21 protein-coding genes are annotated in these 23648 nt (G+C 48.6%); 10 read left to right on the top strand and 11 right to left on the bottom strand.

Going from position 1 to position 23648, the window contains the following annotated elements; translation table 11 throughout:
- Positions 1-42 precede the first annotated feature (42 nt).
- The 5 genes from Q4488_RS09020 (at position 43) to Q4488_RS09000 (ending at position 4058) form a co-directional block, all read left to right on the top strand.
- On the top strand, positions 43-678 hold the full coding sequence (locus Q4488_RS09020; RefSeq protein WP_303580141.1) for a hypothetical protein: 636 nt from the start codon (positions 43-45) through the stop codon (positions 676-678).
- 55 nt (positions 679-733) lie between these two features.
- Positions 734-1096 carry a roadblock/LC7 domain-containing protein gene (locus tag Q4488_RS09015; RefSeq protein ID WP_019622314.1) on the top strand — a complete coding sequence of 121 codons (363 nt, stop codon included), beginning with the start codon at positions 734-736 and terminating at the stop codon, positions 1094-1096.
- Between the two features lie 65 nt (positions 1097-1161).
- Complete coding sequence (locus tag Q4488_RS09010; RefSeq protein WP_303580140.1) at positions 1162-1641, top strand: PAS domain-containing protein; 480 nt, start codon at positions 1162-1164, stop codon at positions 1639-1641.
- Positions 1638-2384 (top strand): phosphate/phosphite/phosphonate ABC transporter substrate-binding protein, encoded by a 747-nt coding sequence (locus tag Q4488_RS09005; protein WP_303580139.1) that lies wholly within the window; start codon positions 1638-1640, stop codon positions 2382-2384. The genes Q4488_RS09010 and Q4488_RS09005 overlap by 4 nt, the downstream gene beginning before the upstream one ends.
- Before the next feature lie 384 nt (positions 2385-2768).
- Positions 2769-4058, top strand: coding sequence for an NAD(P)/FAD-dependent oxidoreductase (locus Q4488_RS09000; protein ID WP_303580138.1), 1290 nt, complete (start codon positions 2769-2771; stop codon positions 4056-4058).
- Positions 4059-4229: 171 nt separating this feature from the next.
- Here the strand turns inward: Q4488_RS09000 and Q4488_RS08995 are convergent, their stop codons facing one another.
- Positions 4230-6458, bottom strand: a complete 2229-nt coding sequence (locus tag Q4488_RS08995; protein ID WP_303580137.1) for an NADP-dependent isocitrate dehydrogenase — start codon at positions 6456-6458, stop codon at positions 4230-4232.
- 282 nt (positions 6459-6740) lie between these two features.
- Positions 6741-7808 (bottom strand): 3-deoxy-7-phosphoheptulonate synthase, encoded by a 1068-nt coding sequence (locus tag Q4488_RS08990; protein ID WP_303580136.1) that lies wholly within the window; start codon positions 7806-7808, stop codon positions 6741-6743.
- Positions 7809-8081: 273 nt separating this feature from the next.
- Here Q4488_RS08990 and dsbD point away from each other — a divergent pair, with 273 nt between their 5' ends.
- A complete protein-coding gene (dsbD, locus tag Q4488_RS08985; RefSeq protein WP_303580135.1) occupies positions 8082-9971 on the top strand; it encodes a protein-disulfide reductase DsbD in 1890 nt (629 codons plus the stop codon).
- A gap of 132 nt (positions 9972-10103) precedes the next feature.
- Here the strand turns inward: dsbD and Q4488_RS08980 are convergent, their stop codons facing one another.
- Together Q4488_RS08980 and Q4488_RS08975 are read right to left on the bottom strand one after the other, a co-directional pair.
- Complete coding sequence (locus Q4488_RS08980) at positions 10104-10763, bottom strand: CoA transferase subunit B (RefSeq protein WP_126156831.1); 660 nt, start codon at positions 10761-10763, stop codon at positions 10104-10106.
- A gap of 65 nt (positions 10764-10828) precedes the next feature.
- On the bottom strand, positions 10829-11530 hold the full coding sequence (locus tag Q4488_RS08975) for a CoA transferase subunit A (protein ID WP_303580134.1): 702 nt from the start codon (positions 11528-11530) through the stop codon (positions 10829-10831).
- A gap of 267 nt (positions 11531-11797) precedes the next feature.
- Here Q4488_RS08975 and Q4488_RS08970 point away from each other — a divergent pair, with 267 nt between their 5' ends.
- A complete protein-coding gene (locus Q4488_RS08970; RefSeq protein WP_303580133.1) occupies positions 11798-12715 on the top strand; it encodes a LysR family transcriptional regulator in 918 nt (305 codons plus the stop codon).
- 659 nt (positions 12716-13374) lie between these two features.
- Positions 13375-13809: a GyrI-like domain-containing protein gene (locus Q4488_RS08965; protein WP_303580158.1), complete on the top strand. Its 435-nt coding sequence runs from the start codon at positions 13375-13377 to the stop codon at positions 13807-13809.
- A gap of 673 nt (positions 13810-14482) precedes the next feature.
- On the opposite strand, the gene Q4488_RS08960 is transcribed toward Q4488_RS08965, so the two are convergent.
- The 3 genes from Q4488_RS08960 to xthA all read right to left on the bottom strand — a co-directional run bounded on the left by Q4488_RS08960 (position 14483) and on the right by xthA (position 16615).
- Positions 14483-15154 (bottom strand): tRNA (adenine(22)-N(1))-methyltransferase TrmK, encoded by a 672-nt coding sequence (locus tag Q4488_RS08960; protein WP_303580132.1) that lies wholly within the window; start codon positions 15152-15154, stop codon positions 14483-14485.
- A 139-nt stretch (positions 15155-15293) separates the two neighbouring features.
- Complete coding sequence (locus tag Q4488_RS08955) at positions 15294-15752, bottom strand: hypothetical protein (RefSeq protein ID WP_303580131.1); 459 nt, start codon at positions 15750-15752, stop codon at positions 15294-15296.
- A gap of 53 nt (positions 15753-15805) precedes the next feature.
- Positions 15806-16615, bottom strand: coding sequence for an exodeoxyribonuclease III (gene xthA / locus Q4488_RS08950; RefSeq protein ID WP_303580130.1), 810 nt, complete (start codon positions 16613-16615; stop codon positions 15806-15808).
- A gap of 234 nt (positions 16616-16849) precedes the next feature.
- Here xthA and gorA point away from each other — a divergent pair, with 234 nt between their 5' ends.
- Positions 16850-18205, top strand: coding sequence for a glutathione-disulfide reductase (gorA, locus tag Q4488_RS08945; RefSeq protein ID WP_303580129.1), 1356 nt, complete (start codon positions 16850-16852; stop codon positions 18203-18205).
- A gap of 129 nt (positions 18206-18334) precedes the next feature.
- Here the strand turns inward: gorA and Q4488_RS08940 are convergent, their stop codons facing one another.
- From Q4488_RS08940 to Q4488_RS08930, 3 genes are all read right to left on the bottom strand, one after another.
- The gene (locus tag Q4488_RS08940) at positions 18335-19348 is read right to left on the bottom strand and encodes a GGDEF domain-containing protein (RefSeq protein ID WP_303580128.1); all 1014 of its coding nucleotides are present in this window, start codon (positions 19346-19348) and stop codon (positions 18335-18337) included.
- Between the two features lie 471 nt (positions 19349-19819).
- On the bottom strand, positions 19820-20434 hold the full coding sequence (locus tag Q4488_RS08935) for a YigZ family protein (RefSeq protein ID WP_303580127.1): 615 nt from the start codon (positions 20432-20434) through the stop codon (positions 19820-19822).
- Positions 20435-20436: 2 nt separating this feature from the next.
- Complete coding sequence (locus Q4488_RS08930; RefSeq protein ID WP_303580126.1) at positions 20437-21603, bottom strand: cation diffusion facilitator family transporter; 1167 nt, start codon at positions 21601-21603, stop codon at positions 20437-20439.
- Positions 21604-22024: 421 nt separating this feature from the next.
- On the opposite strand from Q4488_RS08930, the gene Q4488_RS08925 reads away from it, so the two are divergent.
- Entirely contained in the window at positions 22025-22915 is an 891-nt protein-coding gene (locus tag Q4488_RS08925; RefSeq protein ID WP_303580125.1) for a bile acid:sodium symporter family protein, read from the top strand.
- Here the strand turns inward: Q4488_RS08925 and queE are convergent.
- The gene (queE, locus tag Q4488_RS08920) at positions 22898-23521 is read right to left on the bottom strand and encodes a 7-carboxy-7-deazaguanine synthase (RefSeq protein WP_303580157.1); all 624 of its coding nucleotides are present in this window, start codon (positions 23519-23521) and stop codon (positions 22898-22900) included. The two genes, Q4488_RS08925 and queE, sit on opposite strands and share 18 nt — an antisense overlap.
- Between the last annotated feature and the right edge of the window lie 127 nt (positions 23522-23648).

The following is a 23648-nucleotide window of genomic DNA, read 5'->3' as shown; positions in this document are numbered from 1 at the left end:
GCCGAGGCGTAATTTTTTTAGTTTGTAGTCGGAGAAATGTTGGTGGGAGATTTCAGTCAAGACGCTATTCGTTATATCACTATCACTCCAAGTGGCGCCTACTTTGCAACTTTAAATTCGGCGGCAGATGATGCGCGCGCGATGTTGTTGCAATTATTATCAACCGATTTTGAGTTGCTGTATTCATTAGAGCTGGTGGCAGAACTTGCCGATCTCGATGAAGAGCAGGCCATGGGGCTGTTTCAACAGTTGTTGGATCGAGGGTTTGTCGCGTTAGCAACAACGCCACCTGAGATTAATCGAGGACCTTTAGAAGAGGTTTTGCCGAGCCGACTACAGGCGCTTTCCGCGAGTGGTAAGGCGCTGTTGGCTGATGATCAAGGATTTTGTCTTTCGTCGGCGGGCTACTCAACTGAACAGTCTGAAGCACTCGCGGCAATGGCGGCCGATTTAGTCTCGTTACAGCAGCGGCATCAACAACTGCTGACGACTCAATTAGGATTACGCGGCGCGTCTTGGGGTATTCTGAATGCCGCAGGGCAAAGTGAGATAGGTTGTTGGGCTGTTTATATCGGTCATCAACGTTTTACATTAGTCATCTCGGATATGCCCAAGCTCAATCAACAGGCTTTTGCTGATATTTTGGCAAGCTTAGCGCGGCGCTATCTCGATTATTAATAGTTGGATTTGAATAAGCTTCCACAATGGGAGTCTTTAAGAAAAGGAGTGGTTTATGCGTTCTGAGATGCTTACCTCTATTTTGAGTGATCTCAACGGCACGTCTGCAGATATCGAAGCGTCCGCGGTGATCTCTACCGATGGATTGATGATTGCGGCATTACTGCCATCGAGTATGGATGAAGACAGAGTTGGCGCGATGAGTGCCGCGATGTTGTCGTTGGGTGAGCGAACGGCAAAAGAGCTGGCCCGTGGTGAGTTAGAGCAGGTGTTAGTGAAAGGCGATGAGGGTTATATTCTGATGACACACGCCAATCAGGATTCGGTGTTAACCGTTGTGGCTAAGCCGAATGCACGTCTCGGTTTAATTTTTCTCGATGTGAAACGCGCGGCTGAAGCGATCGGCAAAATCCTTTAATTGTTAACCCTCGATAGCGGTTGAGCATCATTCGCTAGCCGCTACGGCGTAAATAAGGCTGAAGTATGTCTGAGCAAGACATTGAAGAGATGGCTCATGTGGCAATCTCCTATTTTGATGGTACGCAGCGAACAGCTGCGCTGGTTGATCGTGAAGTACCTTATCCTGATGGTAAATTGATCGTATCGCGTACTGATCCGCAGGGTATTATTACTCATGCGAATCAGGCATTTATAGATATGTCGGGTTATAGTGAAGCGGAGTTGATTGGCGCTAAACATTGTATTTTGCGTCACCCTGATATGCCGGCTGCGGCTTTTCAAGACCTCTGGGATACCATCGGGCAGGGCAATAAATGGCATGGTTATGTCAAAAATCTGCGTAAAGATGGTGCGTATTACTGGGTTAAAGCGACGGTTATTCCGAATATTCGCAATAGTCGGTTGGTGGGGTATACCTCGGTACGCCGTAAACCTTCTCGACGTAAGATCGAAGAGAGTGAGGCGTTGTATCAAACATTGTTGGCAGCGGAGTGTAAGGCATGACATACAATCTTACCGTTAGCCCCGATTTTGCGCCGGATCACATTTCCGGCTGGTACTTTTTTAATACCTGGCTACAGCGCAGCTTGGATATGGCTATTCACCTAGAACTATACGATAGCTTTGAGGCTCAACGTGAAGCGATGCGTGCAGGTACGTTTGATCTGATCTATGCGAATCCTTACGATGCGTCGATGTTGGTTCGCGAATTAGGCTTTCAAGCGGTGGCGCGACCGGCGAGTCAGGCGGATGAAACGGTTATCGCTGTTAACGCGGCATCAGCCTATCAAACCGTTGAGGATCTTAAACCCGGTTGTCGTATTGCCACCACCGATGATCCCGATGTACATACCATAGGTATGATCATGTTGGAGTCTGCTGATCTTGATAGCGGTAATACGGCGATTAAGCAGCACAGCAGTTACGTGGTGGGAGCTAAAAGCCTGTTGAATGACGATGCGGATGTCGGCTTCTTTTTGAAAGCAGCTTACGATCAGCTATCGGCATTGATTCGTAGTCGTATGCGAGTCTTAGTGCGTAGTGAAATCGGTGTTGTGCATCATAGCTTGTTAGTCGGACCGCGTATGGCAGCCTGTATTCCAGCGATTCAGACGGCATTGCTGACCATGCAAGATAATGAAAAAGGTCGCCGTGTGCTCGACAGTATGGGGGTCTCATCGTGGGAGCCGATGAATTCAGAGCAAACTGAGTTTATGATCGATCTAATCGATACGTTGATCGATTAAGCCAAATCAACGCCTCGCAATGAGGCGTTAGCTTAACAACTCTTCCCCGGTATAAGGCTTTATGTCTGCTGCTTCCTCTGGGCTATGTTCTCTATTTCTTTATTTGCGGCTGTATAAATTGCTGTGTTTATGTCAGGTTATCGGAGTATCCTAGTCGTCGTCTGGGCTTCTATGTCGCCGTTGGTATTGAATTAATCGCCCATTGGGCTGATAGTACGACTCAGGACTTATACTGATGCATCGCTTGATCCACCCTGTGGTCGATGGATAATATGCGTCATAGCAGACTCAGTAGTCGGGTATTGATAGCGGCGCTGTTTTATCAGATGGGTGAGGTTAGTGTTGGTGAGACCAGCGCTAACCTGACTTTTTTGAGGATGACAGATGCAAACTATTATAATCGTAGGAGGAGGGGCCGGCGGCCTCGAGTTAGCGACCCGGCTGGGTCATAAGTTGAGCAAAAAGAAACGCGCAAGGGTTATCCTTGTCGATCGTAATCGCAGTCATATTTGGAAACCGCTACTCCATGAGGTTGCCACCGGATCGCTCGATATGAGCAGTGATGGCGTGGTTTATCGTGCCCATAGTGCCGCTCATCACTATGAGTTTCAGTTGGGCACCATGATGGGCGTCGATCGGGCCGCTAAAACGATCCGTTTACAGTCGTTAAGCGATGATGAAGGTAAAGAGGTGTTACCCGAGCGGGAACTCGCCTATGACACGCTGGTGATGGCGGTGGGGAGTGTGAGTAATGATTTTGGCACGCCAGGCGTCGCTGAACATAGCTATTTTCTCGATTCGCATCAGCAGGCCGAACGCTTTCATCGCGCGCTATTAAATCAATTTATGCGAGTCAATCAGGGTGCTGCAGACACAGAGCTGCGGTTGGCCATTGTCGGAGGGGGCGCGACAGGAGTTGAATTGGCTGCGGAGCTTAATCATGTGGCTGATCTGTTTAAGTTCTACGGTATGCCAGCGATGTCGGCTCAGCGCTTGAAAATTCACCTAATCGAAGCTGGCCCGCGGATCTTACCCGCATTGCCACAGCGAATTGCGCAGGCGGCTAAGAAAGAGTTGATCGAACTGGGAATTACCATTCATGAGAATGTGCGTGTCACTCAAGCAACCGATGAGGGCTTTATCACGCAAGATCAACAATTGATTGGTGCCGATCTCCAAGTCTGGGCAGCAGGTGTGAAAGCGCCGGACTTTATTAAGCAGACCGGTCTGTTTGAGACCAACCGTAATGGTCAAATTGTGGTGCGCCCCAATTTACAAAGTAGTGTCGATGAGTCGATTTTTGTGATTGGTGATTGCTGTGCCTGTGAGCAGCCGGATGGTAGCTGGGTGCCACCGCGAGCTCAATCGGCGCATCAGATGGCCGCGTTGGTGTATAAGAATATTTTGCTATCGCAGCAGGGTAAGCCGTTACAGGAATATATCTATAAAGATCATGGCTCGTTAGTCAATCTTAGCCGCTATAGTACCGTGGGTAGCTTGATGGGTAACCTAACCAAAGGCTCGATGTTTGTTGAGGGGCGCTTGGCGCGGTTGGTGTATATTTCACTGTATCGCATGCATCAAGTCGCTATACATGGTTGGTTAAAGGCATCCGCTGTTTACTTTGCGCAAAAGATCGGCGGTAGCGTTAAGCCGAAAATGAAACTGCACTGATCGAAACACGCGCTTGCCGCTTAGTCGTGGCGTAATTAGCAAGCCGACGTGGTGAGCATGAGGCATAAAAAAACCGGAACAGTGAACTGATCCGGTTTTTTTAGCGCTACATTTTTTAGCGCTACAGAGGCGGGCCCTGCAGCGGTAAAGTGTCGTTAGGCGAGATATCGCTTAAGACAGTGCTGCCAATGCGGCATTTAGCGTTGCACTTGGACGCATCACTTTCTTAACGTCTTCGCGGTTAGCGTGGTAATAACCACCCAAGTTAGCAGGGGTACCCTGAACGGAGCTCAGCTCAGCAACAATCTGCGCTTCATTGTCGGTCAGTGTTTTTGCTAATGGAGCGAAGGTCGCCGCCAGTTCTGCATCTTCAGTTTGAGCAGCAACGGCTTGCGCCCAGTACATACCCAGATAGAAGTGGCTACCACGGTTATCCAATTCACCGGTCTTACGTGAAGGTGACTTGTTGTTTTCTAACAATTTACCGGTAGCATCATCCAGTGTTTTCGCTAGCACTTCGGCGCGCTTGTTGCCTTCTTTAATACCCATCTCTTCCAGAGAAACGGCCAGTGCCAGGAATTCACCGAGAGAGTCCCAACGCAAGTGGTTCTCTTCTTCAACCTGTTGTACGTGCTTAGGTGCAGAACCGCCAGCACCCGTTTCATACATACCGCCACCTTTCAGCATCGGTACCACCGATAGCATTTTAGCGGAGGTGCCCAGTTCCATAATAGGGAACAGATCGGTCAGGTAGTCACGCAGTACGTTACCGGTAACAGAGATCGTATCGTTGCCACGGATCATGCGATCCATGCTGTAACGGATCGCCTGATTGTAGGTTTTGATGCTAATTTCAAGGCCATCGGTATCATGGTCTTGCAGATACAGGTTAACTTTTTTGATCAGTTCAGCATCGTGGGCACGTTTGTAGTCGAGCCAGAACACAGCAGGCATACCGGATTGACGGGCGCGCGTTACGGCCAGTTTAACCCAGTCGCGTACCGCGTCGTCTTTGGTTTGACAAGCACGCCAGATATCGCCTTTCTCGACTTCATGTTGCATCAGCACAGTGCCGTCAGCAGCGACAACGCGCATAACGCCGTCAGCCATGATTTCGAAGGTTTTATCGTGCGAACCGTACTCTTCTGCTTTACGCGCCATCAAGCCAACGTTAGGCACGGTACCCATAGTGGTTGGATCGAACGCGCCGTTGGTTTTACAGAAGTTAATCATCTCCTGATAGATACGGGCGTAGGTGCTTTCAGGCATAACCGCTTTAGTATCTTTTGGCTTGCCGTCAGGACCCCACATCTTGCCGCCATTACGGATCATGGCAGGCATAGATGCATCGACGATTACGTCAGAAGGAACGTGCAGGTTAGTGATACCTTTAACCGAATCTACCATCGCCATTTCTGGACGGTGCTCTAAGCACTCATGGATCGCTTCTTCGATCTCTTCACGCTTAGAGGTTGGCAGAGTAGCAATCTTGTCATAAACACTGCTGATACCGTTGTTTGGGTTAACGCCCAGTTCTTCGAACAGCTCGCCATATTTTTCAAACAGTTCTTTGTAGAATACGGTTACTGCGTGACCGAAGACGATTGGGTGAGACACCTTCATCATGGTCGCTTTAACGTGCAGTGACCACATCACACCGCTTTCTTTAGCGTCTTGCATGGATTCTTCGAAGAAATCACGCAGGGCTTTGCAGCTCATGCGCATGCTATCGAGAATCTCACCCTGCTCAAGGCTCAACTCTTTCTTAACGTCAACATTGCCGGCTTGATCAACGAACTCAATACGGACATCGCCCGCTTGCTCCATGGTGATGGATTGTTCGCTATGGAAGAAGTCACCGTCACGCATATAATCCGCATGGGTGCGTGAAGCTTTGCTCCACTTGCCCATAGAGTGTGGGAATTTACGGACAAAAGCTTTAACAGCGCTTGGAGCACGACGGTCAGAGTTACCTTCACGTAGAACCGGGTTAACTGCAGAACCGAGGATTTTAGAGTAACGCGCCTGAATGGCTTTATCTTCTTCGGTTTCAGGTGCTTCAGGGTAGGTAGGGATATCACAGCCCTGTGCTTGAAGTTCTGCGATGCAGGCTTTCAGCTGAGGGATAGAAGCAGAGATATTCGGTAGCTTGATGATGTTAGCGTGTGGGTCTTGAGTTAATGCCCCCAGGAATTTCAATCCATCTTCCGCTTTTTGTTCTTCGTTCAGCTTTTCGGGGAATGCCGAGAGAATACGGCTTGCGAGAGAGATGTCGCTAATTTTAACGTCGATGCCGGCCGCTTTGGTAAATGTTCTTACAATTGGTAACAAAGAACAGGTTGCCAGTGAGGGTGCTTCGTCGGTCAGGGTCCAGTAAATAGTGTGATTCGTGGTGGTCATTGTATCCCCTTGTCATTTGGCTGGTAGCCAGAGGCTTAACAGAACAGCTTATGGCTATTCGTTACATCTTTGCGTAAGCCCGTAATTAATTATTCCGCGGGCGCATTATACGTTAAAAAATTACTAATACTGAAGAGCTTAGGCCGATTCAGGTGAATACTATCGACTAAAAGATAGTATGACTGTAGTTTTATTACCGATAGAGGGGGTGGAACGAGGGCTTTAGATTGTTAAGCAATAAAAAAAGGATCCGAAGATCCTTTTCATGTGCTGCCGTGCTAATTACCGGTTAGGTAACACGTGTTTCAGTTTATTGTGCATAGCGAGCAAGGTTTTCTCGGTCGTTTCCCAATCGATACAGGCATCGGTAATCGAGACGCCGTATTGTAGATCCGCTGGGTTGTCGGTCATTTTTTGATTGCCCCAACCGAGATTGGATTCAACCATCAGGCCAACGATTGATTTATTACCATCGATGATTTGGTTGGTGGCATTTTCCATGACTAACGGTTGAAGGCCAGCGTCTTTATTGGAGTTGGCGTGACTGCAATCAATCATGATGTTTTGCTTCAGGCCTGCTTTATCGAGTGCCTGTTCGCATAAAGCAACATTGACTGAGTCATAATTCGGTTTGCCATTGCCGCCGCGCAATACAACATGGCCATATTGATTGCCTCGGGTACGCACAATAGACACTTGGCCTTGTTCGTTAATCCCGAGGAAGTTATGTGGATGAGCAACCGATTCAAGGGCGTTGATGGCCACCGTTAGGCCGCCATCGGTGCCGTTTTTAAGCCCGACGGCACCGGATAGACCGCTGGACATCTCACGGTGAGTCTGCGATTCGGTGGTACGCGCACCGATAGCCGACCAAGCAATCAGATCTTGAATATACTGTGGTGAAATCGGGTCGAGGGCTTCGGTGGCCAGAGGTAGGCCGGTTTTCGATAATTCTAACAGCAGCTCACGACCGATATGTAGGCCCTCTTCAATTTGAAAAGAGTCATCCATACGCGGATCATTAATCAGACCTTTCCAACCCACAGTCGTCCGAGGTTTCTCAAAATAGACGCGCATAACCAGATAGAGAGTGTCTTTTACTTGTTCCGCAAGCTGCTTTAGCTTCTGACCATACTCAAGGGCTGCTTTGGGATCGTGAATAGAGCAGGGGCCGACCACGATAAACAGTCGCTTATCTTCACCTTTCAGAATGTTTTTAATGATTTGGCGACCTTCAATGACGGAGGTAGCCGCGGCTTCTGACAGGGGTAATTTTGCTTTCAACTGATCGGGTGTGATCAGTACCTCATTACTCTCAATATTGAGGTTTTCGACTCGGTTATCAGACATCTCAATTTCCTAAAGTGTACAGCCTTTACTCTGTACACCCGTTAGCGCGTTCGTAAAGGAGGTACTTTGTAACACATTCAGGGAAAAGGTTTAAGTGCTGACTGAGGTGATCGGATGATACAATCGCATTAAATAGGCTAGCCTTTGATATTACGCATCATTATCGACATCATCGATAACTTTTTTAGGTGCATTAACATCATCAAGCGAACTCATAGAGCAGGACGCTGTCCACTAGGCTAATCGATCCGACATATAGATAAAGAGGTTACTGTGCCTGTCGTATTTCACCCCGTTGTCTGGCCGCGTTTGGGCGTTAGCTTCATTGCCCTACTCATGCTGCTACTGCTTCAGTTTAGCCTACCCGCTAAGGCCGGCTTGTTTGATAATGCTAACCCCTTTAGTACGCAACAAGATGGCCCGTTACCGGTCGATCAGGCCTATCTGCTCGATAGTGAACAGACGGATGGGCAGCTTAAGCTGATTTGGACGATTAAAGAGGGGTACTATCTTTATCGCGACAAAATCGAACTGCGTTATGGCTCTGATGTGGCAGAATTGAAGCGTCGCTACTCAGAAGCCGAACAAAAGGATGATCCTTTATTTGGTCGGGTTTGGGTGTATCACAATCAAGCGTTGCTGGATGTGGATCTCACCAGCACCACCGGTCAACCGGTGGATAGTACCGTCACGATTACTTATCAGGGCTGTTGGGATGGCGGCATCTGTTATCCGCCGGTCACTACCACTGTTGATCTGAAGCAGCTTCCCGTGAATAGCGTTAATGTCGATGGTTTAGCATCGGTGGTGAGTGAGTCAACGAATACGGTCAAGCAAACTAGTAACCCTGTAGCCGTTGTACAGAGTGAGCAGGATCGCTTCGCCGCCATGATCTCTAGTAGCAGTTTACTGTTAACGCTGGGGGCTTTTTTTGTCGCCGGGCTGGCCTTGGCTCTGACGCCTTGTGTGTTCCCGATGATTCCCATTCTCTCGAGCATTATTGCCGGGCAGGGGCATCGTACCACCGCTATGCATGGTTTTCTGCTCTCGTTGGTGTATGTGCTGGCGGTAGCCGTCACCTATACCGTTGCGGGCGTGATTGCTGGGCTGTTCGGTGAGAACCTACAGGCAGCGTTTCAGAATGCTTGGATTATCGGCCTGTTTAGTTTTGTCTTTGTACTGCTATCACTATCGATGTTTGGCTTCTATGAGCTACAACTGCCGAGTGCATTACAGAGCCGCCTGAATAACCTTAGTAACGGTCAAAAGGGCGGTACGGTGATGGGTGTGGCGATTATGGGGTTGTTATCGGCGCTGATAGTTGGCCCCTGTATGGCGGCACCGTTAGCCGGCGCGTTGATCTATATCGGTCAGACGGGTGATCCTATCTTGGGTGGGGCGGCACTGTTCAGCTTGAGTATGGGGATGGGCGTGCCCTTGTTGCTCGTCGGTGCATCGGCGGGTAAATTGTTACCCAAGGCCGGTGCATGGATGGACAGTGTTAAAGCCGGTTTTGGGGTGATGTTGCTGTTGCTTGCGGTGTGGATGTTGGATCGCGTCATCGATGACAGTATTGCACTGCTCCTGTATGCCATTATTTTACTGGTGGCGGCGGTGTTTATGAAAGCCCTCGATCGGCTAGCGGATAACACCCGTGGTTGGCCGGTGTTCTGGAAAGGTATCGGGGTGGTGTTACTCATCTATGGTGGGCTGCTGTTTATCGGTGGCATGACCGGCGGTACGAGCCTGTTACAACCCCTGAAAAACGTTGCCGTCGGCGGGCCTGCTCAAGCGGCTACGGAACAGCAATTTGTCACGGTAACTAACAAGACGCAATTGAATCAGTTATTAGCGCAGGCGAAAGCCAATCATCAGCCGGTGATGCTTGATTTCTACGCTGATTGGTGTGTGGCCTGTGTCGAGTTAGATTACTTTACCTTCTCGGATGCCGGCGTGCAGCAGGGACTGAGCGAGTTCTTGAGTATTAAAGTCGATGTCACCGCGAATGATGACGCAGCCAAAGAGCTAAGCCGTGATTACCGAGTGATTGGCCCACCGGCGTTAATCTTCTTCGATCGGGCGGGGATGTTACAAGCGGATATGACGCTGATCGGCGTGATTGAGCCCGAGGTGTTTATCAATCATATAGCGCGACTTAATTGATTATTGAGAGGCTTTTGATGCGGCATTCAAGTGATTTTTGTTGCCGCTGAGAGGTAATAAAAAAGGCTGATGCGCAAACATCAGCCTTTTTTGTTGAGCGCGATAGTTAGGCTTAATCGCCTAACGAGTTACCTATGCAAAGGTCATTTCCGGCACGTTGTCCGGCACAATCAGCTTGCCTTCGGTTTTCTCAATAATCTCTTCGACCGACACGCCCGGTGCCCGCTCTTTTAGATGGAAAGCGCCATCTTCAATTTCGAGGTAGGCGAGGTCGGTCAAGACTTTCTTAATACAGCCACGGCCTGTCAGCGGCAGTGAGCATTCGGTCAGTAGTTTCGATTCACCATGCTTGGATGCGTGAGTCATGGTGACGATAATATTATCCGCCCCCGCGACGAGATCCATGGCACCGCCCATGCCTTTAATCAGCTTGCCGGGGATCATCCACGAGGCGATATTACCGTTTACATCGACTTCAAATGCGCCCAACACGGTGAGATCAACATGTCCGCCACGAATCATGGCAAAGGATTCCGCTGAGGAAAAAATCGATGCGCCGGTGGCCGCTGTTACCGTTTGCTTACCGGCATTAATCATATCGGCATCAATTTCATCTTCGGTTGGGAAAGGCCCCATGCCGAGCAATCCATTTTCGGACTGCAGCATCACTTCAATCCCCGCAGGGACATAGTTCGCTACCAGTGTGGGAATGCCGATACCCAAGTTGACATAAAAACCATCCTGAAGCTCGCGTGCAACACGCTGAGCCATCTGTTCACGAGAGAGTGCCATTGTTTTTCCTCTTCTCCCTAATAGCCGTTATAAACCGGCAGCTATCGGGAATACATTATTATTGTTTAGCCCTGACGTACGGTACGTTGTTCAATACGCTTCTCGAAGGTGCCTTTAATCACTCGGTTAACGTAGATGCCGGGGGTGTGTATCTCGCTAGGGTTCAACTCGCCGGGTTCAACGATCTCTTCCACTTCAACCACGGTGATTTTGCCGGCTGTCGCGGCCATCGGATTAAAGTTTTGCGCCGTATCGCGGTAGACAACGTTGCCGTAAGTGTCGGCTTTCCAACCTTTAACAATGGCGAAGTCGCCGGTGATTGATTCTTCCATAATATAGTGACGGCCATTAAATTCGCGTACCTCTTTACCATCACCCACGGGGGTGCCGTACCCAGTGGCGGTATAGAACGCAGGAATACCCGCGCCACCGGCACGCATCTTCTCGGCCAGTGTGCCCTGTGGGGTCAGTTCAACCTCAAGTTCGCCCGCCAGCAACTGTTGTTCAAACAGCGCATTCTCGCCCACATAAGAGGAGATCATTTTTTTGATTTGACGATCAACCAGCAGAATACCGAGACCGAAGCCATCGATACCGCAGTTATTCGAGACAATGGTGAGATCTTTGGTGCCCATCGTTCTAATCTGCTTGATCAGATTTTCAGGGATACCGCAAAGGCCGAAGCCTCCTGCGATAACGGTCATGCCATCTTCCAGGCCTGCCATCGCTTCTTCGTAGCTATTTACTACCTTGTTGAAACCCGACATGTGTGCAACTCCGCATTAACTGTTGTTGTTATAGGCAGGTGCTCGGCTGGGACAGTTCTGTTGCCAGAACACCGAGCACCTAATGCAACGATGATGATCAGGCTTGATTGGCTCTTCAGAGACAATCGAGTCGATCAGTGGCTTAAGTCTCATACAGGGGGTATTATTTAGCAAATTTAATTATTTAAACTATTTATAATTTTTTTTTATAAATGGTTAGGTGTTGCCTTTTATCAGAGGCACAACCTCGCGAACCGGCGGAGAAATATGGCTAACATTACGCTGAAACAGTTAAAAGCATTTGTGGCGGTTGCGCGCACGCAGAGCTTTACCGATGCCTGTACACAGGTGCATCTATCACAGCCGGCGCTGAGTATCGCCATTAAAAACCTCGAAGAGGAGGTCGGTGGCGCGTTGTTTAGCCGCACCACGCGGGCGATTGCACTCACCCCGGAAGGGGAGGAGTTTTATCCAGTCGCGCGCAAGCTATTGCAGGATTGTGACGCGGCTCTCGACGATCTGAATCAGCGTTTCGCCATGAATCGAGGCCGAGTGGTGTTGGCCGCAATGCCATCGTTTGCCAGTAGTTTGCTGCCGCAGTTGATTCGCGAATATCGGCTGCTTTACCCCCGTGTTAGTGTCACGGTTAACGATGTGATTGCCGAAGATGTGGTAGAGATGGTGCGTCAGGGGCAGGTGGAGGTCGGCCTCACCTTCGATCCGGGGCGCTCTGAAGATCTGAGTTTTAGCCCATTATTTAAAGATCGCTTTGTAGCCGTGGTGCACCCCGAGCATGAATTAGCTAAGCATCAGGATATTGCTTGGCAAGCGCTGCTTCAAGATGACTTTATCGCTTTACAGCGACCTTCCAGTATCCGTTTATTGATCGAAGCAAAATTGCGTCAATTGGGGATGCAGGTTCAACCCGAATTTGAAACCCATCAATTGGCGACCATCGGCCGTATGGTCGCCACCGGCTTAGGGGTGAGTGCGGTGCCCTCACTGTGTATCGGGCAGATGCGCGAACAGGGTGCCGTCTGTCGTGAACTGCATACGCCGGTGATCTCGCGTTCCGTGGGGATCGTCACTCGTAAACGCTATCCACTCTCCACCGCCGCGCATAGCTTGATCGATATTATTCAAGCCTCGGCAGAGATGCTGGCCGAAGAGGTGAAATTGACTTGATAGCTGTGAAGATGTGGCACTCAACGAGTGCTTCGTTGTCGCATAAACGATAAGCCTTTCCCCCTCAGGCGGTGATTGCCTTGATCTCCAGCTTCTCTGTAAGCCAGAGGCGTAATTGACTTATTCGCACCTTCCCTAACGAGTAGATGTAGCGAGGCGCGCTAGCATGCCCTTTGGGTACCTCGTGCCGATAACCGCTATCGGCAAAAATAAACCTGATACGCAGAGCCTATTGCATGGAATCAATGGGGCATGAGTCAGCGTCATTGATTTAGGCGGTAGCACTGAGCTAACGATGGATGATTGGCTATGTCAGACATGCTGCTTTGCTGTTATACCCAAGAGCTGAGATCAACTCACTTGTTGCTGCTAATACAATTCAGCCTTCTATATACATAGGTTTGTGCTGTGTGCCTGTTATCGAGATTAATTAATATAGAGCTTGCGTGGTTTACCGGCACCGCTTTGGGGATGCTAGCGACGATTATCGAGCACGAAACCTTATCAGATTGATCGTATGAGCGTGTCATATAAGCTTAATGGGAAGTGATTGCAATAGCGCTTCTAATAGCTAATATTGGGCATATGTGGCCTATCCGAATGATGGAATAGCGGCGATGTTGCTTTTATGAGCGCTAGGAGAGTAAATCGTGTATGTGATGCAGGTGGATGAAAAAACCGTAAGAGGGATCAGAGTTCGTACGAAAAATAGTGCTGAGATGAACCCAGAAAAAGCGAAGATAGCTGGGCTTTGGCAGCGCTTCTATGCTGATATCGCGCCAACATTATCGCAACAAGCGAGTGTGTTAGGGGTGTACTGCAATTACGCATCAGACTTGGCCGGCGAATATGATGTGCTGGCGGGTTCCGATATGCTTAAAGATGAACATGCCGCTGAGTCTGTCGCGATTAAGGGCGGCAGATATTTGGTATTCGAAGGAAAGGGCGGCCTGCCAGAAATCGTCATCGAGACCTGGTCTAAAGTGTGGGATTATTTTAGCTCAGATCAGTCGGATTATACTCGGGCTTACACCACTGATTTTGAATTGTATAACGGCGATAACGAGATCCAAATCTTTATTGCCATCGAGTAAATTTATCAGGGGAGATCAGGCTGTGATGACTTTTCATTAGGTTGACACGGCTTAGAGTTTATACCGTTATCTTATTATGATTGCGGCTTTGGCTTACATAACCTATGACAATGGTAGGGTTCACAAGATCACTGCCCGCCGACGGGGCACTTAGTTAACAAGCGGATGTGGCGAGGCACACCTTCGTGCCGATATTCATATTAACGAAGGGGGCGAGACTTGCTTTTTACCATGCATGACTAGTCTACGGGGTCGGAGCACTTTAATTTTGATGACGAAGGTGTAGTCGATACAAAGTAACAGGCATATCTAGCATCAGTGTCAAAACGTATCTAAGAAACCGCGCGTTTTTATAAGGTTGAGCGATACTTGAAGTATCACGAACTCTAAAAAGAGGAAGGACCACAACGCCCAGCCCGTTAACGCTGAATCTATATGGCGGAGGTTTTTGCTGGCGTTTTGGTGCGATTCGCAAGTTCATCAGCAGCCTACGTGCAACCTCCCTCATCACTCCATCCATGGTTTTGAAGAGAAATGAACAGCAGATGTCGCGAGGCACGCTAGCATGCCCTTTGGGTACCTCGTGCCGATATTGAACCTCGGTTGAATAACTCAATCGCTATCGGTATAGAGGTTAGAAGTGCGTGAGTGGCCGGCCTGCAAATTGAGTAGTTTATATGCTGACCGAACGATAAGCCTCGATAATGTGGCTCACATCCACTGAGCTGCCCTGTTGCATCCGTTGGTAGTGATTGAGAGTTGTGTGAAGATAACGCTGAATGTTATCGCGTTGCTCATCTGAATCGGCTTGCCATAGTGCCTCTCCCACGGGGCTGATGCTGGTGCCAGCGTTGTTGTCGGCTGACACGAGCATAATTTCATAAAAACGTTGATTCTCTTCAATCAGCGCTTCATTTTTCGAGCTAAAATTCAGTTCAATCAGCGTTTGCCGTAGGGCGAACTGATGACGCACTGGGCAGAGCAGAAAATCGAGATTCAGGTGAGGATGTTGCTGCTGAATAGTCTGCACAAACTGCTGGATCAGATCACCACCCACCCCCGCAATGATGATCAGTTGTCTGCCGCTGTGCTGCTCTAAGGGCAATGCCGCGACATCAAGGCAGTGGGTTGTCCAGCGTTCAGCGATATCGGGGTAATGCTGTTGTAGTCTACTTTCTAGTTCAGTGATGAGTGTCGGTACAATATCCACAAAATGGATTTGAGCACTGTGTTGTGACAGCAGGGCCGCACCGAGGTGGCCATGATCGCAACAGCAATCCCAGATATGACTATAGCCCGGTGCGACCAACTGTTTAATTTGCGTTAAGCGTTTACTGAGTTTCAAGAAAAGGCCAGAATCAGGGTAAAAATGCGCATTGTAATGCTTTTCGGCTGAGTAGCGAACGCTATATTAGGCAAAAAGTAGCCCCGAGCTGTAAATACAGTCGGGGCTCTATCATTATTCAGTACAATTTTTTCTGTATTTATTTGCCGCTAATGTCATGCAAAAAGCTGCGTGCAGCGGCTTTTCCATTCAGAGAAAAGCCTACTTCATGTCCTTGCTTATCTTTGATGACTAATAAATTTGAATCTGGCCAAAAGCTTCTCACGACCTTGTCATCTGATATCGATAAAATATTATCGCGGTGTATTTTATATTGAAGAGTGTACTCGTAGCTTCTTCTATCCCATTTGACCATATAGGCGCCATTATCCGTTATGAAAAAGATACCCAAAAGTTGAGCCTCTTTACCCTCATACATGGCTGCTGTTTCTTTAAAATACACTTTTTCGGAACCGTCTTTCACAACATCGAGTGCAACGGGTTCAAAAACAGGCGTGTGAATGGGGCCGCTCATCGTTTGCATTGGACCTGGCGCCGAACAGGCCGAGATACCTATGACTGTGGCGGATATGAATAAGAGTTTTGATAGGGCGTTCATTAAATTTCCTTGGCTCTAGGCCATTCGATTGAATGGCCAAGGTCACACTGCGGTTAGCTGAATTCTGCCCAGATAGGGGCATGATCGGAAGGTTTTTCCATGCCACGGATATCGTAATCGATATTGGCATCGCTACAGCGAGAGTAGAGCGCTTCGGTGGCTAGCACGGCATCGATACGCAGGCCGCGTTTAGGGTCGGCTTCGAAGCCACGGCTACGGTAATCAAACCAGCTAAACAGGTTGTCGGTGTCGGGATGGATTTTACGGAAGGTGTCTTGCAGCCCCCAGCCGAGTAAACGCGCTAACCATTGACGCTCTTCCGGTTGGAAGCTGGTTTTACCGGTTTTCAGCCAGCGCTTACGGTTAGGTTCGCCAATGCCAATATCAATCTCTTGCGGAGAAATATTCAGATCGCCCATCACCACTAATGGCTGTGCCGGATCGCAGTACTGTTCGAGATAGTCTTGTAGATCGTTATAGTATTTGCGCTTCGCCGGGTATTTGGTTTCATGAGCAATATTTTCGCCTTGCGGGAAATAACCGTTCAACACTTTGACGCGAATGCCGTCGATATCGTATTCACCGATAATCATGCGCTTCTGCGCGTCGCTATCATCGCCGGGAAAGCCTTTCTCAAGAGTCACCGGTGGTAACTTGGAGATCAGGCAGACGCCGTAATGACCTTTTTGACCGTGATATTCCACGTGATAGCCCAGCGCGCTAATCATCGCTTCGGGAAACTCATCATCATGGACTTTGGTTTCTTGAATACCGATGACATCGGGCTGATGTTTGTCGATCAGGGCTTTAATTTGATGGGGGCGGGCGCGTAGGCCATTGGTGTTAAATGAGATCAGTTTCATGCTACATCCAAAGGAAAATCGATAACAGGTGCGATATGGCGCATACGGTAACCTTCAGATAAAAAAAGTGCAATCACGGGCGATTGAAAAACCCTATTACATATTTTGTCGATCTTTATTGGCATCATGGCAGCGCAGCAGGTAGATTAGAGCCCATAAAATTTTATCGGGCAGACGTTTGGCGTTGCCGTTCTGTTTGTTGAGTTAATTGTTATCTGTGTTAAGGGGATTTCTGTGGCAGAATTTGATTTTGACCTGTTTGTAATTGGTGCTGGCTCTGGCGGTGTGAGAGCTGGACGTATGGCAGCAGGCATGGGCGTTCGGGTCGGTATGGCTGAAGATCGCTATCTCGGTGGTACCTGTGTGAATGTGGGCTGTGTGCCGAAAAAATTATTCGTTTATGGTTCCCATTTCACCGAAGATTTTGAAAATGCGGCCGGATTTGGTTGGACCGTAGGTAAATCGACCTTTGATTGGCCAACCCTGCGGGATAACAAAACCAAAGAGATTGAGCGTCTGAACGGTATTTATCGCAATATGCTGATTAATGCCGGGGTCAACCTGTTGGATGGTCGCGCGAAAATTACCGGCGCCAACAGTGTTGAGGTTGCAGGTAAAGCATATACCGCTGAGCGTATTCTGATCGCCACCGGCGGCTGGCCATTCGTGCCGGCGTTCCCTGGCAGTGAACATGTCATTAGTTCCAACGAAGTGTTCTACCTAGATGAGTTTCCAAAACGTGCCATTGTGGTTGGCGGTGGCTATATCGCCGTCGAATTTGCGGGCATCTTTGCGGGGCTAGGGGCTGAAACATCGCTGATCTACCGTGGCGATATGTTCCTGCGCGGTTTTGATCAGGAAGTACGTGAGTTTACCGCCGAAGAAGTGGCGAAGAAAAATGTCTCGCTGCGCTTCAATAACAATATTGAAAAGATCGACAAGCAGGCCGATGGCTCGTTCTTGGCGCATCTGACCGATGGCACCACCCTCGAAGCCGATACCATTATGTATGCGACCGGCCGTGTACCGAATGTTATGGATCTGGGGCTGGAAAATATTAATCTGGAACAAAAATCGAATGGCGCAATTGTGGTCAACGATCAATTCCAAACCGGCGAGCCTTCTGTCTATGCGATTGGTGATGTCATCGACCGAGTACAGTTGACGCCGGTAGCATTAGCAGAAGGAATGGCCTTAGTGCGTAATCTGTATGCGGGTCAGGATCAGCAAGTAGATTACGATTTGATTGCTACGGCGGTGTTCTGTCAGCCAAATATTGGTACCGTTGGGCTATCTGAAGAAAAAAGCCGTGAACTGTATGACAATGTCGATGTCTATAAATCTAAGTTCAGAGCAATGAAGCATACGCTCAGCGGCAGTGATGAAAAAACCTTCATGAAGATGTTGGTTGATCGTGATACTGACAAAGTACTCGGGGTGCATATGGTTGGCCCTGATGCGGGTGAAATTATTCAGGGCATTGCTGTTGCCTTGAAGGCCGGAGCGACCAAAGCGGTATTTGATGCCACTATCGGTATCCACCCGACGGCTGCTGAAGAGTTTGTAACGATGCGTGAACCTGTAAGTTAAGTGATCTTCATCGAGTATTACCCCGGCTGCTGCGGCAGACCGGGGTTTTTTTTGTCTTGATGATCGGGTGATGACTCAACGGCCCTTGAGTCACCGATTAAGCTTGAGGGTTAAACTAGGGATACGGATTTAATCAGCGCTTTGCACGTTATTTCGGCCTGCTGTTTTTGCTTTGTAGAGTGCCGCATCGGCCCGTGCGATCAGGCTCTCTGCTGCTTCATCACGGATAAGGCTGGCAACCCCAAAAGAGGCGGTTATCGAACTGATCACGGTGCCACTTTTCTTTTGCTTGATGCGAATAGCGGCGATACGTTGACGTATTCGCTCGGCGAGTGCACAAGCATCAATCACGCTCATATCGGGTAGCAGTATGGAAAACTCCTCTCCGCCGAAACGCACCGGCACTCGAGGCTCTGCGCACTCCTGTTTGATTAATTTAGCCACACACTGAAGCACTTTATCACCCATCTGATGGCCATAGGTATCGTTAAAATGCTTAAAAAAGTCGATATCAACCATGATTAACACGACCTCGGCTGCGTCTCTGGCAGTGAACTGATTAATTTCTATATCAAACAATCGCCGATTAAATAAGCCGGTAAGAGGGTCAATCATTGCCTCTTGGCGGGAGTTATTAAGCTGTTGTTTTAGGTGATTTATTTCTGCTTGAGCAGCATCAATTTTGGCTTGAAATTGACGCGTGCTTGCGCTGATTGATTGCGTATTAGCTGATAATGTTTGGATAATGCCTTCAAGTGAGTGCGTGTCGTGGCCCGTTTTAAGTAACGCTAGGCTCTCCTGTAAAATCTCATGATAAGCTTCAGTATCTTGTACGGTGTCTGTTGCGGAGCTTTCAATATCGCCCATCACGGATAATAGCGCTCGCTGTAAAACGTCATTATTGTCCGTTTCATCCTTTATCAAGAAGTCACTGAATAGCTGTTCACTGATGCGATGTGGGCAGGTGCCATAAGTCTCTAGGACGTCGTCCATTCGCTGATTAAGATTGGGTATTGACTCACTCACATAAGCATACCAAAGCGCGTAATTGAGCGGTGTCGGTGGAATGACATGCTTGACGATCAGCGGAATAACCTGACGCAGGTATTCGGTGGCTTGATGGGAATTATCGGTAAACTTCATGACGCCTCGGGTTTCTAGTTGGCTAAGCTTAACGGTCGCGGAATCGAATGGTGCAAACTATGTGTAGTTATTCTATGCGTTATTCTATGCGTAGTTCTATGCGCAGTTGCGTTTCTCATGGAGCTCAATATTCACACTGTTTGTTCGATTGGACGGTTTTGACTCGGCCGATATGCAGCGTATTCTAAGCAATTGTGAAATCAATAGACACTCTTTTAGTGTTTGGGATCATCGTGTTACTGCTGATATGAGGCAGCCGCGTTAGCCGTATGCGTGATATCGGTTGCTGTTAAGTGAGTTAAGTGGGTTAAGTGGGTTAAATTTAGGCGCTTAGACATGCAGTGAGTGTATTGCAAGGGCTGCTTTTGAATCTGATCAGGCAAAGCAACGGGTGTTAACGGGGGCATCGATCGCTAGCGGTGTAAGACATCGACGGCTATTGATAGCGTATGCAGAACATAGGTAGACGACTTAACTGATAGTCAGGTCTATTTTATGCTGAAAAGGCGTTAAGGCTTGCTCAAAGGCAGCTATTTGATGAGTCGCCAGTTGAGCGGTTATTTCGATACCGGTACCAAATTGCCGTTGACACTCAGTGAGTTGAAATTGATGAATCAATTGTTCAAGTTCACCAGTTAAATCATAGGGGCCCACGAGAACGATCTGCTGAGTAGGAATAACGGTTTCAGTGGTTAATGTCTGTAATGCCTGCTGTACGGCTTGAGAGTAAGCTCGGGCAATACCGCCGGTGCCTAACTTAATACCGCCAAAATAGCGGGTGACTACCGCACAGATATTACCCAGATCACTGTGATGGATCACATTAAACATCGGTTGACCGGCGGTGCCTTTCGGTTCACCATCATCACTGTAGTTCCATTGATGGGCATCATCGGGGCGGCCAGCGATATAGCTCCAGCAATGATGATTGGCCTTTGGGTGCATCGCCTGAATAGAGGCGATGAATTGCATCGCCGCGGGACGATCGTTAACCGGCTGTATATCGCAGATAAATCGGCTTTTACGTATTTCTAATTCGATATGCTGAGGTTGGGCTGGACGGCGATAGCCTATATCGTTAGCCATATTTATAACCGAGTCGACTGTGTGCCCTGCCAAAGATGGAGGCATCTAAACCAAGGGTATTGTCTGAACAGCCGATTTAATTCTTCTTCCAGTGCTTTAATGTCAAGAGCTTGAGTGTCTGAATTATCGAGTAACATTAGCTCAATTTCAACGAAATCTAGGCGGTAGAATAGGGCGAGACGATTAATACTGAGTTCTGGGTGGCCTGCTTGATCGAGCAGTTCCCACAGAATACCGCTGATCTCTGTTCGCGTGGGGAGTATCAGGGAGGCATCATGGCCTACTTCATCATCATCGAAGGTATCGATATGAAAAATGACATGACCGATATCTTCAAACTCTTGCATCAATCGAAACACGGCTTTATCGCCGATATAATGTCCTTCGGAAGCACTGAGGTGTGGCGCAACTTGCAGGTGCATCTCTAGCAGTCCCTGACTGCCCATACTGCGGCTTTTGAAACTATGCACGCTGAGGACGCCTTCAACACCCATGATGACGTCAGCGTAGGCCTGAATCTGCTCTTCAGGTAGGGCGGTATCGACGAGCTCGAGAATACTTTTCCAGGTAAGATCCCAACCGACTTTGGCGATAATCAGCGCCACACCGATGGCGGCAACTGAATCCAACCAGGCGATGCCCGCCATTGCACCGGCGACACCGACAAATACAACAATGGATGAAAACGCGTCGGTGCGACTGTGCCACGCATTGGCAATAATTAGATCGGATTTAATCCGCTGACCGACCGCTAGGGTATAACGGAAAATGACTTCCTTAGTGAGCACGGAAATGGCCGCAATCACGAGGGCAGGCCATTCGGGGAGTTGCAAAACTTCATTTTTGATCAAGGTGAGTAGGCTATCATAGGCCATCGCGCCAGCCACGGCGACCAGTACACAACCGAGAATCACGGTGCCAATCGTTTCAAACCGAGCATGACCCCAAGGGTGTTCCTCATCGGGCTCTTGATGCGAGTATTTAATAATCCAAACGACTAAGATATCTGTTACTAGGTCGGAGAGCGAGTGAATGCCGTCGGCGATCAGAGCACTCGAGTGAGCCATAATACCAAAGATAATTTTTAGTACGCCAAGCAGGGTATCGAAGATAGAGCCGATAATAGTAATACGCTGAGCTTGTGACTGATGGCTATGAGATTCAGGCATGTAAAAGTTCCGATTCTTGACGAGTTGAGTATGTTAAGTGGAACCGATTAAATTGGCTAGTTTAAAGCGACTATTTATCGTTTATTTCAGAAATGGGTTGACTTTTTTGCTTCATAGGAATGACGCTGAATTGAAATAGTTCTTGGATAAAAACTTTTTAAGCCCTTCTATAGCGCGAGATATAAAGTATAAGTTATTGAAATTATTAGATAAAAACAACTGATTAAAAAATAGCCAGTTTGTCTGGATCAGTTTAAATTCGGGTGTCAGAGCGGGGCTAAAGCAGTGTACCCACAACGTTATCCACAATAAATGTGAGTAGATTGAGGCAGCCCTTTAATTATCTGTAATCTGGCCATTGTTATGCGGTTAGCTGCACCCTATGATAGCGATTCAAATGGGAATTATGGAGTCGATCTGAATGGAAGGCGGCAATGCACTTTCACTGTTATTACCCGTGGCACTGTTTATTATTATGCTGGGTATGGGAATGACGCTCAAGCGGGATGATTTCGTTCGTTTACGGTATCAGCCTGTTGCCCTGATCGCGGGGCTGGTGTTTCAACTTCTGCTGTTACCGTTACTGGCGTGGCTGGTGGTGAGTCTGTTAGAGGTGCCGGTGTTATTGGCGGCGGGGCTATTGATTGTTTCGTTTGCACCGGGTGGTGCAACCTCGAATATGATTAGTTATTTGTGTCGTGCCGATACCGCTTTATCAATCTCGTTAACGGCGGTTACCAGTCTGATTATTCCGTTTTCACTCCCTTGGTTAACCTGGTTAACGCTGGAATACTTGCTCGGCGAGGGGGTGTTAGTGGCGCTACCTTTGCTAAGCACGGTGATGAAGCTCGTCATCGTTACCTTGCTGCCGGTGGCTATCGGGCTAATGATTCACGCGCGTTGGCCGCGCTTGTGTGCTCAGTTGCAGCGCCCAGTGAAGGTGCTGTCACTGTTTTTCATGTTGATCGTCGTGGTGCTGATCAGTTGGGCAAATCGTCAGGAAATACCGTCCTTGTTACCGGTATTGACGCCAGCCATCATGTTGTTAGCCAGTAGTGCCATGGTGTTAGCGGGGTTGTTGGCGCGTTATGTGCTACGCCTCGAGCCGAAAATAGCGCTGACCCTCAGCATTGAAACCGGTATTCAGAATGCAGGCACCGCGTTGATGGTGACGGGCGCTCTGCTGCAACAATCGGAGATGTCGTTGGCGGTACTGTTGTACGGTATTTTGATGCAGATACCGGCACTTGTTATGGTGTTATGGCGAAACTGGCCGGTCGGCTTTAGGGGGGCTTCAGTCGATACCCAGTAGTTTGTGAGTTTGCAAACTCAGTTTCCATTGTGGGTTTTGCAGGCAAAACTGAATCGTATCTTGAGTATTCATGCGCTGCATAGGGCCATCCATCGGTTGCAGATAGAAATGATTAAAGGTGAGTCCGCTAAACTGCTGAGGCAGAGCCAGTGGTTGCGGGTAAACCAGTTTCAACTCATCACCGCTGCGCTGCACCAGTTCAGCATCGGCTTTGGGGCTGACACAAATCCAGTCTATCTCCTTGGGCACCGGCAGTGTGCCATTGGTTTCAACGGCAATCTCAAAGCCTTGCTGATGTAACGCCTCAATTAATGCTAAGTCGAGTTGTAACAACGGTTCACCGCCGGTACAGACGACATAAGGCTGACCTTGTGGCGCGTTTGTGTCTGTCGGCCAGAAGCTTTTTATGGCGCTGGCGAGGGCGGCGGCGGAATGAAATTTGCCACCATTTTGGCCGTCGGTGCCAATAAAATCCGTATCACAGAAATCACATACCGCTTTATGTCGATCCTGTTCTCGCCCAGACCAAAGATTACAGCCACTAAAGCGACAGAATACCGCGGGCCGTCCGGCCTGTGCGCCTTCGCCTTGAAGGGTATAAAACATCTCTTTTACGCTGTAGGTTTTACTCACGGAATAGTCCTGATTGGCTGAATAGTCGTAGTCTACACAGTGGCTAACGAAGTTGAAATAATAACTTGATGTTGGCCGTTAGGCTGATGTGGTGATTGAT

It is taken from the genome of Amphritea sp. 1_MG-2023, from assembly GCF_030547545.1.
GTDB lineage: Bacteria > Pseudomonadota > Gammaproteobacteria > Pseudomonadales > Balneatricaceae > Amphritea.
Note: the sequence above shows the minus strand (reverse complement) of the source record. Positions and strands in the feature narration are given on the sequence as shown.

Excerpts from the sequence above, each read along its gene's own strand:
- Q4488_RS09015 (WP_019622314.1), top strand. The coding sequence starts at position 734 with ATGCGTTCTGAGATGCTTACCTCTATTTTGAGTGATCTCAACGGCACG.
- Q4488_RS09010 (WP_303580140.1), top strand. The coding sequence starts at position 1,162 with ATGTCTGAGCAAGACATTGAAGAGATGGCTCATGTGGCAATCTCCTAT.
- Q4488_RS09005 (WP_303580139.1), top strand. The coding sequence starts at position 1,638 with ATGACATACAATCTTACCGTTAGCCCCGATTTTGCGCCGGATCACATT.
- Q4488_RS09000 (WP_303580138.1), top strand. The coding sequence starts at position 2,769 with ATGCAAACTATTATAATCGTAGGAGGAGGGGCCGGCGGCCTCGAGTTA.
- Q4488_RS08995 (WP_303580137.1), bottom strand. The coding sequence starts at position 6,458 with ATGACCACCACGAATCACACTATTTACTGGACCCTGACCGACGAAGCA.
- Q4488_RS08990 (WP_303580136.1), bottom strand. The coding sequence starts at position 7,808 with ATGTCTGATAACCGAGTCGAAAACCTCAATATTGAGAGTAATGAGGTA.
- Q4488_RS08980 (WP_126156831.1), bottom strand. The coding sequence starts at position 10,763 with ATGGCACTCTCTCGTGAACAGATGGCTCAGCGTGTTGCACGCGAGCTT.
- Q4488_RS08975 (WP_303580134.1), bottom strand. The coding sequence starts at position 11,530 with ATGTCGGGTTTCAACAAGGTAGTAAATAGCTACGAAGAAGCGATGGCA.
- Q4488_RS08970 (WP_303580133.1), top strand. The coding sequence starts at position 11,798 with ATGGCTAACATTACGCTGAAACAGTTAAAAGCATTTGTGGCGGTTGCG.
- Q4488_RS08965 (WP_303580158.1), top strand. The coding sequence starts at position 13,375 with ATGCAGGTGGATGAAAAAACCGTAAGAGGGATCAGAGTTCGTACGAAA.
- Q4488_RS08955 (WP_303580131.1), bottom strand. The coding sequence starts at position 15,752 with ATGAACGCCCTATCAAAACTCTTATTCATATCCGCCACAGTCATAGGT.
- xthA (WP_303580130.1), bottom strand. The coding sequence starts at position 16,615 with ATGAAACTGATCTCATTTAACACCAATGGCCTACGCGCCCGCCCCCAT.
- Q4488_RS08940 (WP_303580128.1), bottom strand. The coding sequence starts at position 19,348 with ATGAAGTTTACCGATAATTCCCATCAAGCCACCGAATACCTGCGTCAG.
- Q4488_RS08935 (WP_303580127.1), bottom strand. The coding sequence starts at position 20,434 with ATGGCTAACGATATAGGCTATCGCCGTCCAGCCCAACCTCAGCATATC.
- Q4488_RS08930 (WP_303580126.1), bottom strand. The coding sequence starts at position 21,603 with ATGCCTGAATCTCATAGCCATCAGTCACAAGCTCAGCGTATTACTATT.
- Q4488_RS08925 (WP_303580125.1), top strand. The coding sequence starts at position 22,025 with ATGGAAGGCGGCAATGCACTTTCACTGTTATTACCCGTGGCACTGTTT.
- queE (WP_303580157.1), bottom strand. The coding sequence starts at position 23,521 with ATGTTTTATACCCTTCAAGGCGAAGGCGCACAGGCCGGACGGCCCGCG.